Annotated in this window: 15 protein-coding genes; 1 reads left to right on the top strand and 14 read right to left on the bottom strand. The window is 31.4% G+C overall.

Annotated elements, in window-relative coordinates; all coding sequences use genetic code 11:
• Positions 1-43: 43 nt before the first annotated feature.
• Positions 44-643 (top strand): TetR/AcrR family transcriptional regulator, encoded by a 600-nt coding sequence (locus V6137_RS10440; RefSeq protein WP_425447870.1) that lies wholly within the window; start codon positions 44-46, stop codon positions 641-643.
• Between the two features lie 48 nt (positions 644-691).
• On the opposite strand, the gene V6137_RS10445 is transcribed toward V6137_RS10440, so the two are convergent.
• From V6137_RS10445 to V6137_RS10510, 14 genes are all read right to left on the bottom strand, one after another.
• Positions 692-1,855, bottom strand: a complete 1,164-nt coding sequence (locus tag V6137_RS10445) for a M14 family zinc carboxypeptidase (RefSeq protein ID WP_425447871.1) — start codon at positions 1,853-1,855, stop codon at positions 692-694.
• A 253-nt stretch (positions 1,856-2,108) separates the two neighbouring features.
• Positions 2,109-4,184, bottom strand: coding sequence for a methyl-accepting chemotaxis protein (locus V6137_RS10450; RefSeq protein ID WP_425447872.1), 2,076 nt, complete (start codon positions 4,182-4,184; stop codon positions 2,109-2,111).
• Positions 4,185-4,365: 181 nt separating this feature from the next.
• Complete coding sequence (locus tag V6137_RS10455) at positions 4,366-5,259, bottom strand: class I SAM-dependent methyltransferase (protein WP_425447873.1); 894 nt, start codon at positions 5,257-5,259, stop codon at positions 4,366-4,368.
• Positions 5,260-5,289: 30 nt separating this feature from the next.
• Complete coding sequence (locus V6137_RS10460) at positions 5,290-6,645, bottom strand: nicotinate phosphoribosyltransferase (RefSeq protein ID WP_425447874.1); 1,356 nt, start codon at positions 6,643-6,645, stop codon at positions 5,290-5,292.
• Positions 6,646-6,660: 15 nt separating this feature from the next.
• Positions 6,661-7,335 carry a cysteine hydrolase family protein gene (locus tag V6137_RS10465; protein ID WP_425447875.1) on the bottom strand — a complete coding sequence of 225 codons (675 nt, stop codon included), beginning with the start codon at positions 7,333-7,335 and terminating at the stop codon, positions 6,661-6,663.
• Between the two features lie 22 nt (positions 7,336-7,357).
• Positions 7,358-8,272 carry an NUDIX hydrolase gene (locus V6137_RS10470; protein ID WP_425447876.1) on the bottom strand — a complete coding sequence of 305 codons (915 nt, stop codon included), beginning with the start codon at positions 8,270-8,272 and terminating at the stop codon, positions 7,358-7,360.
• Positions 8,273-8,623: 351 nt separating this feature from the next.
• On the bottom strand, positions 8,624-9,550 hold the full coding sequence (locus tag V6137_RS10475; RefSeq protein WP_425447877.1) for a transposase: 927 nt from the start codon (positions 9,548-9,550) through the stop codon (positions 8,624-8,626).
• A 149-nt stretch (positions 9,551-9,699) separates the two neighbouring features.
• Positions 9,700-10,599, bottom strand: coding sequence for an ROK family protein (locus V6137_RS10480; protein WP_425447878.1), 900 nt, complete (start codon positions 10,597-10,599; stop codon positions 9,700-9,702).
• 74 nt (positions 10,600-10,673) lie between these two features.
• Entirely contained in the window at positions 10,674-11,699 is a 1,026-nt protein-coding gene (locus tag V6137_RS10485) for a LacI family DNA-binding transcriptional regulator (RefSeq protein ID WP_425447879.1), read from the bottom strand.
• A 44-nt stretch (positions 11,700-11,743) separates the two neighbouring features.
• On the bottom strand, positions 11,744-12,829 hold the full coding sequence (locus V6137_RS10490; protein ID WP_425447880.1) for an ABC transporter ATP-binding protein: 1,086 nt from the start codon (positions 12,827-12,829) through the stop codon (positions 11,744-11,746).
• A gap of 38 nt (positions 12,830-12,867) precedes the next feature.
• Positions 12,868-13,761: a sugar ABC transporter permease gene (locus V6137_RS10495; protein WP_425447881.1), complete on the bottom strand. Its 894-nt coding sequence runs from the start codon at positions 13,759-13,761 to the stop codon at positions 12,868-12,870.
• Positions 13,761-15,854 (bottom strand): carbohydrate ABC transporter permease, encoded by a 2,094-nt coding sequence (locus V6137_RS10500; RefSeq protein WP_425447882.1) that lies wholly within the window; start codon positions 15,852-15,854, stop codon positions 13,761-13,763. Before V6137_RS10500 ends, V6137_RS10495 begins: the two co-directional genes overlap by 1 nt.
• Positions 15,855-15,868: 14 nt before the next feature.
• On the bottom strand, positions 15,869-16,327 hold the full coding sequence (locus tag V6137_RS10505; protein ID WP_425447883.1) for a hypothetical protein: 459 nt from the start codon (positions 16,325-16,327) through the stop codon (positions 15,869-15,871).
• A gap of 73 nt (positions 16,328-16,400) precedes the next feature.
• Positions 16,401-17,705, bottom strand: coding sequence for a sugar ABC transporter substrate-binding protein (locus tag V6137_RS10510; protein ID WP_425447884.1), 1,305 nt, complete (start codon positions 17,703-17,705; stop codon positions 16,401-16,403).
• Between the last annotated feature and the right edge of the window lie 24 nt (positions 17,706-17,729).

Raw genomic sequence — 17,729 nt, forward strand, 5'->3', positions numbered from 1 at the left:
TGTTATAATCTTTATGTATATTAAATATGTTAGGAGAACTAAAATGAAAAAAGAAAATTTAAACAAGCGTCAATTGCAAGCCATTGAAACCAGAAAAAAAATTTATGATACCGCTATTAAACTTATGGTAAAAGAGGGATACGATAATATCACAGTAAGTTCTATTTGTAAATCAGCAAATGTTTCTGTAGGATCTTTCTATCATCATTTTAAATCTAAAGAGGGTATCATTATAGAAGCCTACAGAATCGTTGATAAATATTTTGAATCTAATGTTGCTAATAAGCTCAAAAGTAAAAATAATCTTGATAAAATAATAGAATTTGTAATCTATCAGGTAAACTATGCTAAGGAAATGGGAATTGACCTTATGATTCAGGTTTATAAAAGTCAGATTCAAGCTGGCAATAGATTTTTTATTTCTAATGACCGCAGTCTCCCATCTATACTTAGGAATATTGTTGTCATTGGACAAAGTAAAGGAGAAATAACATCTTCAATGACTCCTCAAGAAATAACAGATTTTATCCTTAGATTCTCAAGGGGCATAATCTATGACTGGTGTGTTCATGATGGATCTTATGATATTGAAAAGGTCGCTAAGGACTCTATGAAAAAAGTCATTAATATCTTTAGACCATAACTCAAAACCCCTAGATATAGAGCTCTATATCTAGGGGTTTTTTAATTTCTACTTACTGTAAACCACTTTTCCTTCATACTTTATTATTGCTTTCTTATCCTTCTCTATAAAATCATTACAAAATGTTTTAGCCCTTTCAAGACTTTTATATTTTTGTACTAGTTTATTAGTGACAAAAACATTATATTTATATAAGTCCTTATATTTTAAAGCTTTGTTACTAGTTATCAAAGGTATGGCCTTTGATCTTTTATATATTTTCCAAAAATCCTTTTCACTATATCTCCCATTGGCAAATTCCACTACCAATGAGGGTTTATGTAACTTTACAGAGGTCCAACTTATATAGCCTTTTTTTGGCTTTTCATCTCTTTTTATATTATTTATATTAGGGTCAAGTCTAAATCTTGTATATCGTTGAATGGCCCTAGTCACATCCTTTAGCTCTTCTAGGTCCTGTCCCTTTTGATTTGTATACCAGTACAACACATGCCCCTGGGTATGATAGGAATAATACCCTATATAGGGTTTGCTTATTGATAAATTTTTTAGTGCTATTACTTCCGGTTGAGACATGGGAAAATACCCTTTAAAGTGGGCATCACTGGGTCTATCTATTTCATATTTTTGTACCATGTCCCAGCTTACATTCCAGTTTCTATTTAAATCTACCCCTACTATATTTGCTTTCCATCTACTATCGGTATAGCTTATATTATTGGGATGGGGTTCTATATAACCTATGGCTTCCCTTAACATACTATCCTTTATACTATTTTTACCTTCTATAGTATAGTCTACTCCATCGGGATTTATCATTGGTACAAAGGTTATAGTTACTTGGTTTAATAATGCTTTTACATTATAACCATCTATTTTAGTATTATTTCTATATGCCTTTATGTAGTCCTTTATATTTTGTAATATTATATTGGTTGTTATTCTTTCTCTGGCATGTATAGAACCTCCTATTAATATTTCCACATTTCCATTACCTAATCTAACAGAATATATTTCCTTATTATCATGGCTTTTACCTATAATATCTAGTTTTATTATATCTGGATTAGATTTTTCTAATTCAATTAAAATGTTTTTCATCATACTAGATGTTATTGGTTTTGTCGGATCAAAATCTGTGGCTGATACAGTAGATGATATAAATAGTAATATAATTAATAATATAGTCCCTTTAAGTCCATTTTTCAACATAATGACTCCCCCTTTGTAGTGTCTTAAGTCTTTTTAGTCATATTGATTAATAAAACTATAATATCATGTTTCTCCATTTTTTTCTAGAGTTCGACACTTATTTTATTATATGTAATTATATTATTATTATTTTATGACTAAAATGTTTATAAAATTAGAGAAAGCATTTTCTAATATTATAATTTAAGTATAACTATCAACAAAGCCTAGATACGTATCTAGGCTTTGTTGATAGTTATACATTGTCAAACATCTATATTTTAAACTTCTTTATCATATCATTTAGTTTAGCAGACATTTGGGATAGTAAGTAAATATTATTGAAAACATCTTCTACACAACTGTCCTGCTGTTGTACTGAAGCTGTTGTCTCCTCTATACTTGCAGAATTTTCTTGAGATATAGCTGCTATCTTTTCTATTCCAACATTTATTTTTTTACTATTGTATTCCATATTATTTAAGCCCTTGGACATAATTTTTATCTTATCTATCATTTCATTTATTTCTAAATTTATATTATTAAAATATTCTCCCGTTATTTTAATTTGCTCTCTCCCTTTTTTGACCTGTTGATATGTACTATCTAATGATTCTGTTACTACACTAGATTCATTTTGCATGTTTTTTATTATTTCAGATATATCAATTACATTTATACTTACTTCTTCTGCCAACTTTCTTATCTCTTCTGCAACCACACCAAAGCCTTTACCGGACTCTCCAGCTCTAGCAGCTTCAATGGCTGCATTTAATGCTAAAAGATTAGTTTGTTCCGAAATATTGTTTATTACTTGGACTAGTTTCGATATTTCTTGGGATTTTTTATCTAGGTGCTTAACCTTTTCAACTGACTTATATACATATTCATTTATACTTTCCATTTTCTTTATGGATTTTAACATTTCGTCCTTTCCTTCATTGGAAGTATCCAAGACAGTTTTAGAAGATTGTTCCAACGAACTTCCTTGAGTGCTGGATTTTATTATTTGAGTGTCAAGACTGTGTATTGCATTTGCTATATTTGTAGATGAACTTGCCAGCTCTTCAGCTCCATTGGCCATTGCTTCCATGGTAGAAGCTATTTGATTACTGCCCGCTTTAATTTCAGTACTGGCTTTACTTAATTTGTCACTCTGAGTATCTATTTCTTTAGATGCGTTTATGGTTTCTTCAATTATATTTTTAAGGCCTTTAGTCATACTATTCATGGCCTTTGCCAATTCTCCCAGTTCATCATTTCTCTTAATATTAAATTCCTGACTTAGATCACCATTAGATACTTTTATTACTTTATTTTTAAGTTTAATAAGGGGGTTAGATATATTCTGAGAAATAACAATAGATAGTATTATAACTACCATTAGGGTTAGTATTCCTAACACTAAATTAAAACTCTTTAATTTTTCTATAGATTCCAAAGCGGTTTCTGTTGGTTGACTTACAATTAGCCCCCATGAAAATCCTTTAAAACTTTTATATCCGTCACTTTTTATATATCCTGTGATCACTTCTTCTCCTTTAATATCCTTATCCTTAAAATATCCTAATTCTCCCGGTTTTATTTTAGTAATTTTTTTATATCCACTGGATTCTTTATTTATCTTATGTTCTGTTAAATCAACATTTATACTGGCACCTGAGACTGTATCAGCCAACTTAGTTCCATCATCTTTTATTAGTTTAACTAATGTGCCTTCAGCTGAACCGTTGTTAACAATTTCCCACACAGTTTTAAATCTAAAATTTCCTTGTAATACCCCTCTTTTTTCTTTATTATCATCTATAATAGGTACATTTATCCCCATAACATATTCTTTAAGTTCTTCATCATATTCTAACTTTTCAAATGATACTTCTTTGCTTAAAACCTCTTTCCACCATTTTGCATCTTTTTTAATAAATTTAGATTTTCCACCTTTAGTAGACTCAACTATACGCCCCTCTTTATCAATAATAATAAAACTTGAAAAATAACCTGATTTCTCTACTTCTTTGTTGAGATATTGCCTGGTCTTATTAGCTATAAACACCCCTAATTCTTCTCCCTTTTTTTTAAGTGTTGACTTTTTAACAGAGTTTATAACTGTAGGAGAGATACTTATTGACTCAAGATCTTTTACTCTCTCATATATTAGTTGATCCACTTTTTCCATATGCATAGCTGCAAAGTTTTTCACCTTAACCCCTATTTCTCTTTCTAAAGCTTTAGATGAATTAATGTATGTAAAAGCTCCTATTAATAATATGGGTATAAGTGCTATGATGCCAAAATAAAAAATTAACTTTATCTTAATACTACCAAGTGCCTGTCTCTTATTGTTTTTCATTTATTGTCCTCCTCTCCAAAATCATCGCTAACATATTCTACAAATTTTTATCCGACTTTCATATTATATATGAATCTTAATGTTACTGTAAACAATTTTTGTTATATTAGGTTTTATTTATTTAACTAATTTAAAAATAAAGAGATAAGGGATACTCAATATTGAGTATCCCTTATCTCTTTTATAGATTTTTAGGATTATATCCATAGGAAATAAACATTCCATTGCTAACTACAATACTAGACTTTTCTTGATTTTTATATAGATGATTGGAAATCTCAAGTCGACTTTCAAATTCATGTTCTGCTTCTTTTTCTGTAAGTCCCCTATCCACTAAATTTTTTACAAATTCCTCTTTATTTTCCCTTGACATCTTATTGGGATATTCCCCCGACATGGAAGCATATACCTTATTTTTATACTCTATTTGGGATGCACTTATAAACTGGGCATGGTCATTAACCCTTATACCCACATTTTCAAGTCCTATCCTTTCCATATAAACAGGCAATTTCAATCCTATTTCGAAGTCTTTTCCTACTCTATCTAAACTATTTCTACGTAGTTTTTGCTCAATTCCCAATGTATTTAGTTTACCATAGTCCAATCCATCAATATAGATGGCTGCACCACTTACATCTCTGCTTAACTCTATGCAGATAACCATCCCTTCTGATTTTACTGACTTCTTCATCTTCTTTAATATGTTTATGGAATTAGGTATATGCTGTAATACCGTCTGACATATGGCAATATCGTACTTTTCTTTTGGTTCATAATCATTTAAATCTGCCTCTATTAAATGGGTTTCATATTCCTTATCTTTAAATTTTTTCCTAGCTTCATCTAATAGCTTATCTCCCACATCTATTCCCGTGTATACACTACCTTTAGGTAAAAGGGGCAATAATAATTCTCCTAAAAATCCAATTCCACAGCCAAAGTCAACTACGGATACAGGCTTTTTAATTTTCCAAACCTTTTCTATTAAAAACTCCATATAGTCATTATTCCACCAGCTCATTCTAGAATTTTTTAAATATTCAACTGCATTATTCCAAATACTATCTCCCATTATATTATCACCCTATATGTTAATTTAATTTTAATTAACCCTTTCCAGTTCTTTATTGTCACAAGGTTTTCTACCTTTTTTAGATAAATTATACCATTTGTTATGAATCTTAACCCTTACCACATCGGCGGTATAATCGTTATTAGTTTTTTTATCATTTTTAAGAAGACTTGAACCTACCCCATATACATCTACCGGTACTTTAAACTTCTCAAACCTTTTAATTTTTTCAACATCAAAACCACCGGTAACGATGATTTTTATATCTTCACACCACTTTTTTGCAACTTCCTTTTTCTTTGACATTATATCATTACATGTGAAATTGTTTTCCCAATCCATATAACCATTGTCTATTGCTTTTCTTAATCTCCATACAAGTTTAGGATTTACTCCAAAGTCATCATCTGTATGGGGTTCTTCTATACATTTATCAATCATATTACCTGAGGTATCTGGTCTTACTCCATAAAGTTTGTATTTATCTGCTTCTTTAGTATCACCTTTTTCATAGGCTTCCCAATATTTTTCAAACATTTTAGCCATTACCTTTAAGGTTTCACCTACACAATCATTATGAAAATCTACCAATGCTATTCTGGGGGTTTCCACAGGCATAATCCTAGCAAATTGCATCATTGTTTCAGGGGTATTTCCTAGAAAAGAGGCTATTGTAGCATGGGCCACTGTTCCTCCTCCTCTACCTCCCCACCATGAACCCTGTTCGTGGGTTGATACAAAGGCTGGCAATTCTTTTTTATGCATTTTATTATAGGTTTCTACAGCTATTTTATGGGCATAGCCATGGATACCTTGCATTTTATAATGGGCAAATCTTGCAGGGAAGAAAAGTAGGTCCTTTCCCTCTGAAGCAACTAGAGTACTATATACATTAGTTGCTATTCTTGTGGGTTCAGATAATACTCCTAAAAGTACAGTTTCTAGATGGGCAAAATTCCTATATCTTCCCCTTATTTTTAAAACCGGTTTTACATTAAGGGGGTTGCCATCGTAGTCTACCATTGAACCATCCCTAACTGCTTCAACTTCTAGATTTTTATAGGTGTTAACAAAGTTACCATTCTCATCAAAATAACCTGTACCTTCTTCTAATATTGCCAAGGCTTCGTCTACACCAACTACAACACTAAAGGGCTTTCTTCTAGTGAAAAACTGCATTTCAAGTTCTAAGTTTCCATTCTTCACCTCTGTTATATCTACATCTAATAAATCACTTTTATTGTCTCCAAATTTATAGTTTTCCTTAGCTAAAGCCGATAAAATCCTTGCTGTATTGTTTAAATATTCATCTGAAAACCACCCTGTTTTTACCCTTGAATCTATTTGAAATACTTCCTTTGGCAATCTTTGATCTCTATTGGTCATGATCTGCTCCCCCTTTTAGTCTATTGACTTAACTACCTCTATTCCATTATCTATAAATTGATATAAACTAATTAAATTCATTAAATCTCCATTGTGAATATCCAAATCATAGGTATCCACTGCATTTATCGGTACTATAACCCTTTTATCCAGATTCCTTTCATTGAAGTAAGCCTTTAAAGTTAGGGCAAATTGGCTTATACATATATCGGTACAGTCTCCAACTATAATAAAGTTATCAAAATCTTTATTTTCTAAAGCATCTTTCCAATCTATAAAGGCTTCATTTACAAATCCATTGGTGGAATTCTTTTTAATAACTTTGTCAACCCCTAATTCCTCAATTTCCTTTACTAACTTACTTTCATCTGTATCCTCTATACAGTGCTTTGGTCTAAACTTAAGTTCTATAGAATCCTTTGTATGGTTATCTATAAAGGCTAGAGTATAAATATCTTTCATTATACATTTATTTTGTAATTTAGTTATAGGGGATATTAAATCATTCACCCTTGGGCTACTAAGTATTCCTTTCTTTGCAAAGCCATTAACCATATCTATTATGATTAAAATAGTTTTGTTTGAGTCTAGATTATCTATATTTAACTTTGGAGCCTTATCTATCATATCTAACATACCTTCTAGTGATTTGACTCCATTTGTTAATAAACTTTCCTTATTTAACCTCATAGTTATAAAACCCCCTTTATAATTATTCGTCCCAATAAATATTAAGTTTGTATAGTTTAGCAGGTCTTGGACTATACTTTTTACTTTTTTTATTGGTTTCAATCATCATATGTTTAAATTTTTTTCTAAAGTTTTGGTTCGTATACTGGATACCTGTGGTAAGTTCAAATATCCTATGGGCCTCTGCTATTGTAAAATATTCTGGAAGTAAGCTAAAGGCAACATCTGTATACTCCACTTTATTTTTAAGTCTTAATAGGCCATAGTAGATCATCATGGCATGGTCAAAGGCTATGCCACTATTTTCTTTATTTATAACTTCATACTTAATTTCCCTAATTCTATTTTTTACAGTGGTGGTTTCTAAAACCTCACCTTTAATGTCTATACCTCCATTTTTTAAATAAATATCTATATATTTATATTTGATGTACCCATCTTCAGTAATTCTTTTATCTACCCTTTTAACTTCCCTTGTTATTTCAAACCATTTGACATCCTTAGCATCGCTACCGGCTTTAACTTTAAGTTCAGAGCTATCTATAAGAGCCATATGGGATATGGAAATAACTCTATCCCTTTTATCCCTTTCTACATCATCCCAAGTATATAGCTGCTCTAAATATACCCCTTCAACTCCAGTCTCCTCCTTGAGCTCTCTTTTGGCGGTTTCCAGTGCAGTTTCATTCTTCTCCATAAAACCACCGGGTAAAGCCCATTTATGTATATCAGGGAAATTCCCCCGTTGAACCATTAGTATTTTAAGTCTTAGATCCTCCAATTTCTTAGAATTTTCCCTTCCATCCTTCCATTGTACCGTAAACATTAGGGCATCAGAAGTTATAGAAGGTTTACGGTTATTATACTTATCTGGATTATAACTTTTATAAAACTCTTTCTCGGTTTGTCCCTTTTCGTTTTTAATCTCTTTTACCATATAACTCTCCCTTTCACTTTAAATATAAGAGTAGTTAACTATAGGTTATTAACTTTTTGTTATTAACATTGTACTCTTTATGATTATATTTGTCAAGGGTTTATTTGGAAATAATATTAAACCGGTTCAGTGATTAAATTATATTTTAAAACTAAGTTAAAGACATAAAAACGGTTCATTGACTAAATCTATATTTATTTTTATTCTAAAATTCTACCCTTTCATTAAAAATTTCACTAAGTTTTTATAATTTTAACCTTGTGATTTTACTGCTTGTCCACCTTTATTATAATTAAATAAAGATTTTAGCCCGTTTATTTTAATTTTTATGCCAAAATATACACTAAGTTACTATAGGCACATATGTAAAAAGTCATCTATAATATTTTTATATTTTTTCTCTTCAAAAAGTAAATTTACCCCTAAAGAACATAATCCCGACACCCTCGATTGAGTTATATTTCCAAAGTAACCACACACATCTTTAGTTTTATAGTCACAAAACCTTATTATAAGCACCATGCTTATAGCTTTAGCTTCCGTTGTTGCTCTAATATATTTCATTTTTATCTTAGCTTTATCTTGATTTATATAATTTGCCACAAAGTCAATCACATCATCGGGTTCTATATCCTTAGCTATAACAACTTTTTCACTTTTATATTCACATTTTTGATTTTCAAAGCTGTATTTTAATTCTATTTGCTTTTCTTCATCTTCAGAATTGGGCACTAACATAAAATCTAAGTATTCTTTTATAGCTTTTTTCTTATTTTTTTCGCTATATAACTTTAATATAAAGTCAGTATCTAGTATTTGGAACTTATCTTCTACCTCTCCCAAGTATATAGGGGCACTTGAATAGGGATATAGAAACACTTTTTTACCCCATCCTTTTAATTTTCTAGGGTTTTTGTGGATATATTTTGATGCCTGAAGTATATACTTATCATTATCTATTATTTCACTTCTAAATCTATCTGAAAAAACATGACCTCTTCTTTCATATTTTATATTATAATACTTGGCATAGGATAGATTTAATCCATGCATTAGTCTCGATATATCAGCTCCAGCTGAATCAATAACCATATGGGCATGATTGTCCATCAAGCAATAAGCATATAACTTAAATCCATACTTCTTTTTATATCTTTTTAATCTTAATAAAAATTGTTCCTTATCATAATCATCTCTAAACAATAAAATTCCATCAACAGATCTAATCATCACATGATAAATCGAAAAATTTGTTTTTAATCTAATAGGTCTAGGCATGACAATACCCCTTTCGCTAATTTTTATGTTTTAAGTATTAGCTTAAGGGGTAATTTTTATACATGATTTAGTAATCTATTGTGTGAACCGGTTTAAAATTTAGAGATATTCGGTTTTTTAAACTTTTCATTTTTTTCACTGAACCGGTTTTAAATATTATCAAAAGCTACCTTAGCTGCGCCTATCATTCCTGAATCATTTAAATACTTGGCCGGTAATATTTCCGTCCCTTCTGGGCTATTGCAATTTTTTTTATAATATTTAATAACTTCATCCCACCAGTATTCTTTAGAGTTTATAACTCCACCCCCTATAATTATTCCCTCTGGATCGAAGATATTTTTAATATTTATTAGATATATACCTAAATCTCTGATAAACTTTTCAACAGCCCCTTCAGCATCTTCATCTTCTTTAATACTTTTAAATATATCCTTTCCCTTCATTCTTCTACCGGTTAACTCATAATAATTTTTCTCAATACCACTTCCAGAGATATATTGTTCCACACACCCCTTCTGTCCACAGTTACATTGTCTTCCACCTGGATATAAAATCCCATGGCCTAACTCTGCTCCTTGGTAGTTTTTGCCGTACCATATGCCAGACTCTTTCGAGTATATACCTCCTCCTAAACCAGTTCCCAGTGTTATCATTATAAAATTTTCTAATCCTTTAGCTGCTCCAACCCATTCCTCACATATAGCTGCCACATTTGCATCATTTTCTACGAAAATAGGTATATTACTAAATCTTTCCGATAATTCTTCTCTAATATTTGTATGGGCCCATCCTTCTATATTACCTCCAACATGCAAAACCTTGCCCTCATCCACGTCTATTACCCCTGGGGAGCCTAGACCAATGGCTTTTATATTTTCACCTTCCATTAATTCCTCGACTACCTTAGATATCCCTTCTAATACAGCTTTTCTTCCTTCTCTGCCTTGAGAATGTCGCCTTGCTCTTTTAAGTATTTTTCCATTTTCATTAATAAGTCCACCGGATATCTTAGTACCTCCTAAGTCAATTCCAATTACTCTTTCCATATATCCTTTCCTCCCTTACATTACAAAATATTATACATGGATAAATATTATATTTATCCATGTATAATATTTCCTTATCGTCTTGTGGATTTCCTTTTATAAATTGTATATGGTACTAATATTTTCTTTCCTCTGGTTTCATTTTCAATTGCATCTACCAATAATTTCATAGCCTCTTTTCCCAACTGACTAGCATTGATTTCCACAGATGTTAAAGGTATATTTGAATGCTCTGCCAGTGAACTATTATTAAAACTACCCACTTGTATATCCTTTGGTATATTTACTCCCATATCATGAAGCGCCTTAACTGCACCAAAGGCTACTAAATCATCGGTCACAATTAATCCATCGGGAATTGGGTTAATTTTAGATATCTTCTTTCCATAATAATATCCTGTTTTCTCATCAAAGCTACCACTAAAGAGTAACTTACTATCAAAACCAATATTATAATCCTCTAGTGCCTTCTTATAACCCTTTACCCTTTCTTTACTTACTATCAAATCCATATCCCCTACTATCATAGCCACATTTCTTCTTCCGTTATCAAGGATATGTTTTGTTAATTCATATGCAGCGGAATAGTTATCATTATCAACTTGATTAGTCCTCTTATCCTGCTCTATAGTGGAACCAATAAGGGAAAAGGGAAAATCAATATTTTCTAAATACTCTATACATTCATCATTAATTTTACTAGTCATAAGTATTATTCCATCGACTTTAGAGCCCCTTATAAATTTTTGTATTATCTTAAGTTCTTCACCTTTCTCTGTATTGGTAGAAACTAATAAATCATAATCTAAATTTGATGCTCCTTTAATAATTCCCCTAAGAGACTCAGTAAAGAATGGGTTAGAAAAATAATCTTCTGAAGTTGTAGGTATTACTATTCCTATTGTTCCTGTCTTTTTTATAGCTAATGATCTGGCATTTGCATTTGGATAATACTCTAGTTTATCCATACACTCTAGCACCTTCAATCTCGTAGGTTCACTTATTTTAGGATTATTAGATATTACCCTCGATACTGTGGATATAGAAACTCCTGCCAATTGTGCAACATCACTAGCCGTAACCTGCTTTCCTTTTTTCATAACTCACCTCTTTTCCTCCCATATATTATGAGTCTATTTTCTGTTTAGTTTATACGTTTTCCTGTTTCACTGTCAAAGAAATGTAAAGCGCCAATGTCATATCCAAAGGAATGCCTTTCTCCTCCATTATATACATAATGTCCCGGTACAGATATAATTAACTCCTGTCCATTATCCAGTCTAGTATATAAAGTTTTTTCTTTACCTAACATTTCCACCATTTCCACTGTACATTCAAAGGTATCTCCTAGCTTTCCACCACTTTTAAACCTTTCTGCCCTTATTCCCATGGAAACTTCTTTGCCTTCATAACCCTTCAATGCTACTGCATCTTCTTTAGAGGGTTTTACATTTATAATACCATTTTTAGCCATGAACTTTCCATCTTTAATACTTCCTTCGATAATATTTATTGTAGGTGCCCCGATAAACTTAGCCACAAATCTATTGGCAGGTTTGTTATAAAACTCTTCCGGATTCCCTACCTGCTGAATTTTACCATCATTCATTAATATAATTTTTGTTGCCATTGTCATAGCTTCTATTTGGTCATGGGTAACATATATTGTAGTACTGCCTAAGGCTTTATGAAACCTTACAAGTTCAACCCTCATGTGCTCCCTAAGTTTAGCATCCAAATTTGACAAGGGTTCATCCATAAGGAATACCTTAGGTTTCCTTACTATTGCCCTTCCAAGGGCAACCCTTTGTCTCTGTCCCCCTGAAATATCCGATGGTTTAGAGTATAGATAATCACTAAGCTCTAGTAGTTTTGCCGCTTCTATAACTCTATCATGGATGACTTTTTTATTTTCTTTCCTCATCACTAGGGAAAAGGCCATATTATCATATACTGTCATATGGGGATATAGGGCATAAGATTGGAAAACCATAGCTATGTCCCTATCTTTAGGTGGAGTTCTATTTATTCTTTTATCATTAAAATATAAGTCCCCTTCTGTTATAGAGTTAAGTCCAGCTATCATTCTTAGCAATGTAGTTTTACCACATCCCGATGGCCCTAATATAACACAAAAATCTCCACTTTCTATTGTTAAATCTATATTTTTTAATGTGAATTCTTCTCGCCCTTCATACTTTTTACCTATATTATTTAGTCTAACTTCCATAAATTTCCCTCCAAACCTTTTATAGCTTTATATATTTACTAACCTTTAACTGAGCCTTTAGATAAGCCTGAAACCAGTTGTTTTTGTAGCACTACAAACAATATTACTATTGGAATAGCCGTGAGTAATCCTCCCGCAGCAAAGGCCGGCTGATTTATGGTTCTTTTATCATTTACCAATGTAAATAACCCTGCTGCCAGGGTGTAACTTTCTGGACTTGTTAATAAAACCTTAGGTAACAAATAGTCCATAAATGGACCTATAAATGACCATAGTCCAATTAAAGCTAACATAGGTCTTGCAATGGGCATAATAATTAATCTATACACCTGCATATTAGAACACCCATCTATTTTCGCTGCATCATCTAACTCCGTTGAAATAGAATCTATATATCCCTTTAGTATAAATGTGTTATTTGCTATTCCTGCTCCTGCATATATTAGTGTAAGCATAACTTGTCTTGTAAAAGCTGGATTTATAGATGCTATAACAGAGTACATTGTAAAATAGGCTGTAATTCCTGCAAATGTAGGTATAGCCTGTATAAGCATCATAGCCATTAAAGATGTTTTTTTAGCTTTAAATCTATACCTTGAATAGGCATATCCTGTAAAAGAAACAATAATTAATGTCAGTACTGCTGTGGCCAATGCAATAAATATCGTATTTTTAGCCCATGTTAAATATAACGTATTTTCAAATAAATATTTAAAATGCTTTAAAGAAAATATAAATTGATCATTTAACATTAGATACTGCTCTTGCTTGCCATTAAAAGCTGATAAAATCATTTGGTATAAGGGCCACAAAATAACCAATACCCAAGAAAACAAAATAATATATGTTATTACTAGTAAAATCCTACCTGAAATGCTTAGAGGTTGCTTATCTGATAAATATAAATCTCCTTTTTTTCTAAATAAATTCATTATAATCGCTCCTCTTTAAAGGCTTTAGAGTTTCTATATCCCAAGAATGAAACGAACATTACAGCTATAGCTACAAATATAGTAATGGCTGCACCTATTCCTTGATATTGGTTTTCTATTGTTAATTTATAAATATATGATATAAGCAAGTCTGAAGATCCTGCTAAATTCCCATATTTGCTTGGTTCAAAGGGTCCTCCTCCATTAAACAGATATATGATAGAGAAGTTATTAAAGTTAAATACATATTGTCCTACCAATAATGGTGCCGTTTGAAATAACACTATGGGTATAGTAATACGTCTTAACTTCTGCCATGTTGTAGCTCCATCCATCTCGGCTGCCTCATATAAATCTCCAGGTATAGCTTGTAATACCCCGGTGGATAATAAGAATACATAGGAGCTTCCTAGCCAACCTTGTAGAAAAATAAGGGCCATTCTAGTTTGATTTGCATTATTTTTTACATTTAGTTCAAGTCCTAAAAAATCATTAGCCAATTGGGATATAGCTCCATTTTGAGATAACATTATACTGAAAAACATTATGGTTATAAATGCTGGAACTGCCCAGGGCAATAGATATACTGTTCTAAAAAACAATTTTCCCTTTACCCTATCGTTATTAACTAATAAGGATAGCCCAAATCCTATAACTATAGCCAGTGTTGTGGCTACAAAGGTCCATATAAGTGTCCAACTTAAAGTAAGCCAAAATACAGAGCCTGCTAAACCCTCTCCTAGAAATATAGCCTTATAGTTATCTATCCCTATCCAGCTAAATTTAGATTGATGCTGAGGGTCCATCCCTGTAAAGGACAATAATACAGTGGTGGTTACAGGTACTAATATAATAAATATAATAACTATAAAGGCTGGAACATTTATAATATATGGAAAGCCTTCCTCTCCCAAAGCCGACTTAGTTTCAAACCAGTTTCTAGGCCTAATTCCTTTTATAATATTCCTTTCTGTTTTTAGTACATCTTTAAAGGAAATATATAAAAGAAACATAGATATTATCACTAAAAATATTGCCAATATACCTTCTATCATAAATATTAATGATTTATCTATTCGTCTGCCTCCCTCAGCAAGGGTTATAAGTCCCCTTATGCCTTCACCTTGATAGTTTCCAAATCCTAAAGCATAGGGTATAGCAATAAAATATACAAATAAAGTGGCTAGTAAAAATATCAATCCCTTTTTAAACTGCTTATTGATTAATTGCCCCATACCTGGAAATAATAAAGAAAAATATGCTATTTTAGGTTTGCTTTTTTCCACTTCAATGGGAGTTTTCCTTCGCTGATCAGCTATATTGGACTTTATTACCTTTAGACCTAATTTGGTCTTCTCATTAATATCATGCTTTTTACTTTTAATAAATCCATTTTTAGATTTTGACGGAATATTATAGGATTTACTTTTCACAGATTCCTTATATTTTTGTTTAAGAGCTTTTATTTCATTTTTTTCAGCCTTTTTTGAAATTAACCCTTTTTTTCTATTTTCCTTTAATCTTTTTTCTTCCTTTTTAAGCTTCTCTTTTTGTTGTGTTTTAAATCTGCCTAACTCTTCTTTTCCCTTTTTTTCATCATTTGGACTTATATTTTTCTTTTCTTCTATAGCCTTTTTTAATTCTTTTTCTCCTTTAATTATATAATTTATTATATTAGGTAACTCTTCTTTTTTTAGTCTATTTTCTTCATATTTTAATTCAGCATCATAGGTTAGAGCTGTATAGCCTTTGTAAAACTTATACTTTTCTTCAGAAATAAATAAATTAATCTTAAGTTTTCTTATCTTTGGAGCCAACGATTTATCTAATTTAGTTATAAATTCTTTTTTCTTATCTTTTAATGAACTTAAGAAGTCCTTTTCTTTGTTCTTATATTCCCTTAATTTTTTAATATAGGGATGGCTCTCTTTGTTTTTTATCACTTCATTTAGTTGAGATTTTAGCTCTTTCTTTTTTTCCATAGATGCTTCTTTTATACTTTCATTTAATTTAGCAACTTCTTTTAAATACAGATTTTTCCTTTCATACTTGTTTCCAATTTCATCATATAAAAATCTATTATAATCTTTCAACTCACTCCCACCTTTTAAGAATTTTTTCTACTATTTATAATGCTTAATAAGGATAGTATGGTAATGATTAAAATTATATAACTGACTATATTAACATAATAGAATATTGAATCGAGCCTCAATTCCACTAAATTAAATGCCAAACTTCCCAATAGAAAAATAGTCCATATATAAACATAAATTTTATTAATCTTGTTATATTTAAAGGCAAAGTATGAGTATATCCCTAGAACCATAGGTACTATAATTTTAATGAGAAAAAAGCTAAGATGGGATGTAACATATAAATCATGAAGTCCTCCATCCACACTATTTAAGTCCCCTGTTTCTTTTAGTTTTAATACCCACTGATTATAAAGTTCTATATCTTTCACCTTTATCATAACATCCATAGAATTTATAAATATAATTAATCCGCATAATATTAATATAATATAAAGTTTTTTTTCAGGGATTTTTACATTAAAATTCATAACTCCTCCTATTTATAATAAAAGTATAGGGAAGAAGGCTAAAGCTATTCTTCCCTATTAATTATTAGTAAAACTAAAAGTTTAACATCATAGCATCAAATGATGCTTTTAGCTCTTCATAAGCCTCTTCCACATTAGCTGGCTTAGTATTTGACCATGAAAGTATTGCATTTTTCCATGTATCCCAAACAGATCCCCACTCTGTAAATAGTGGTCTAGCTGGTGCTTCTTCATAGGATTTAATTACAGCACTGATAACTGTTTTGTCTGTGTCTGATAAATCAGATTCTTCATATGTTGATAATGGTACATTCTCTAATATCTTACCTGTAGCTTTAAAGAAATCTACTGCATACTTAGGGTTTACCACCTCTTCAATAAATTTCTCAGCAAGCTTCATTTTTCCTTCGTTACCTTCAACCCTTGCATTTACTGACAGTCCCCATCCACCTTTCCAGTGGGCTAATGAATTACCGTTTATAGTAACTCTGTTTATAGGTAATATCTCTAAGTCTTCTCCATTATTGGCTAAGTTTGATAAACTTCCTGTGGACCATGGCCCTTCAAGTCTTAATGAAGCCTTGCCTCCTGTACTAAATGCTGTATCCATATAACCCCACGCTGCATCTTCATCCCAAAGAGATGTTTTGGCCTCATTGTGAGCCTTCCAATAATTAAATAAAGCTTCAAATAATTGTTGTTTATCCTTTGACAAGTCACTAAATTCTTTAGTTAAATCTGAAGTTAGCTTACCAGAGTCATCTTTTCCAAGTAGTTCTATATCTGCTGAATTTGTAGTTGCAACTCCAAACCAAGCATCAAAAGCCGGTATTAACATATCCTCTGTATCTAAGTCAGTAAACTCTATAGTTTTTGAAAGATCAATTCCATTTGCCTTAGCATTTGCTGAGTTTCCAAATATAATTAAAGTTTCAATATTCATGGGAAATGCTAGATAGTCTTCTCCTACTTTAAAGTTTCCACCTAACCCTTCATCATAATTATCAAATCCACCTACATTTTTAGCCATTGTTTTAGCATCAAGACCCGATAAGGCTTCATTTTGAGATAGACCATAGATCCTATCTGCAGGGATTGCAAATACATCTGCCACATCTTTATTTGTAACATCTGTAGAATCCAATACATCTAAATGGTCAAAGGAAGGTGTTTTAATAAACTCAATTTTTGCATCTGGATATTCCTCTTTAACCCTCTCCGCTGCCTTTTCATAATGGGACAACCAACCTTCTTCTACCTGTACACTAATAGTCTCACTAACTCCATTTTCTCCATTACTAGACTCATCATTACCTCCACAAGCCACAAGGGTAACTGACAACATTAACACTAAAAGTAAAGCAATAAGTTTTTTCATTTTTTTACCTCCTATTTTTTATTA

The organism is Dethiothermospora halolimnae (assembly GCF_037577855.1).
Lineage (GTDB): Bacteria > Bacillota > Clostridia > Tissierellales > VENL01 > Dethiothermospora > Dethiothermospora halolimnae.

Excerpts from the sequence above, each read along its gene's own strand:
- V6137_RS10485 (WP_425447879.1), bottom strand. The coding sequence starts at position 11,699 with ATGAAAAAAGGAAAGCAGGTTACGGCTAGTGATGTTGCACAATTGGCA.
- V6137_RS10440 (WP_425447870.1), top strand. The coding sequence starts at position 44 with ATGAAAAAAGAAAATTTAAACAAGCGTCAATTGCAAGCCATTGAAACC.
- V6137_RS10475 (WP_425447877.1), bottom strand. The coding sequence starts at position 9,550 with ATGCCTAGACCTATTAGATTAAAAACAAATTTTTCGATTTATCATGTG.
- V6137_RS10480 (WP_425447878.1), bottom strand. The coding sequence starts at position 10,599 with ATGGAAAGAGTAATTGGAATTGACTTAGGAGGTACTAAGATATCCGGT.
- V6137_RS10450 (WP_425447872.1), bottom strand. The coding sequence starts at position 4,184 with ATGAAAAACAATAAGAGACAGGCACTTGGTAGTATTAAGATAAAGTTA.
- V6137_RS10460 (WP_425447874.1), bottom strand. The coding sequence starts at position 6,645 with ATGACCAATAGAGATCAAAGATTGCCAAAGGAAGTATTTCAAATAGAT.
- V6137_RS10455 (WP_425447873.1), bottom strand. The coding sequence starts at position 5,259 with ATGGGAGATAGTATTTGGAATAATGCAGTTGAATATTTAAAAAATTCT.
- V6137_RS10470 (WP_425447876.1), bottom strand. The coding sequence starts at position 8,272 with ATGGTAAAAGAGATTAAAAACGAAAAGGGACAAACCGAGAAAGAGTTT.
- V6137_RS10495 (WP_425447881.1), bottom strand. The coding sequence starts at position 13,761 with ATGAATTTATTTAGAAAAAAAGGAGATTTATATTTATCAGATAAGCAA.
- V6137_RS10510 (WP_425447884.1), bottom strand. The coding sequence starts at position 17,705 with ATGAAAAAACTTATTGCTTTACTTTTAGTGTTAATGTTGTCAGTTACC.
- V6137_RS10490 (WP_425447880.1), bottom strand. The coding sequence starts at position 12,829 with ATGGAAGTTAGACTAAATAATATAGGTAAAAAGTATGAAGGGCGAGAA.
- V6137_RS10505 (WP_425447883.1), bottom strand. The coding sequence starts at position 16,327 with ATGAATTTTAATGTAAAAATCCCTGAAAAAAAACTTTATATTATATTA.
- V6137_RS10445 (WP_425447871.1), bottom strand. The coding sequence starts at position 1,855 with ATGTTGAAAAATGGACTTAAAGGGACTATATTATTAATTATATTACTA.
- V6137_RS10465 (WP_425447875.1), bottom strand. The coding sequence starts at position 7,335 with ATGAGGTTAAATAAGGAAAGTTTATTAACAAATGGAGTCAAATCACTA.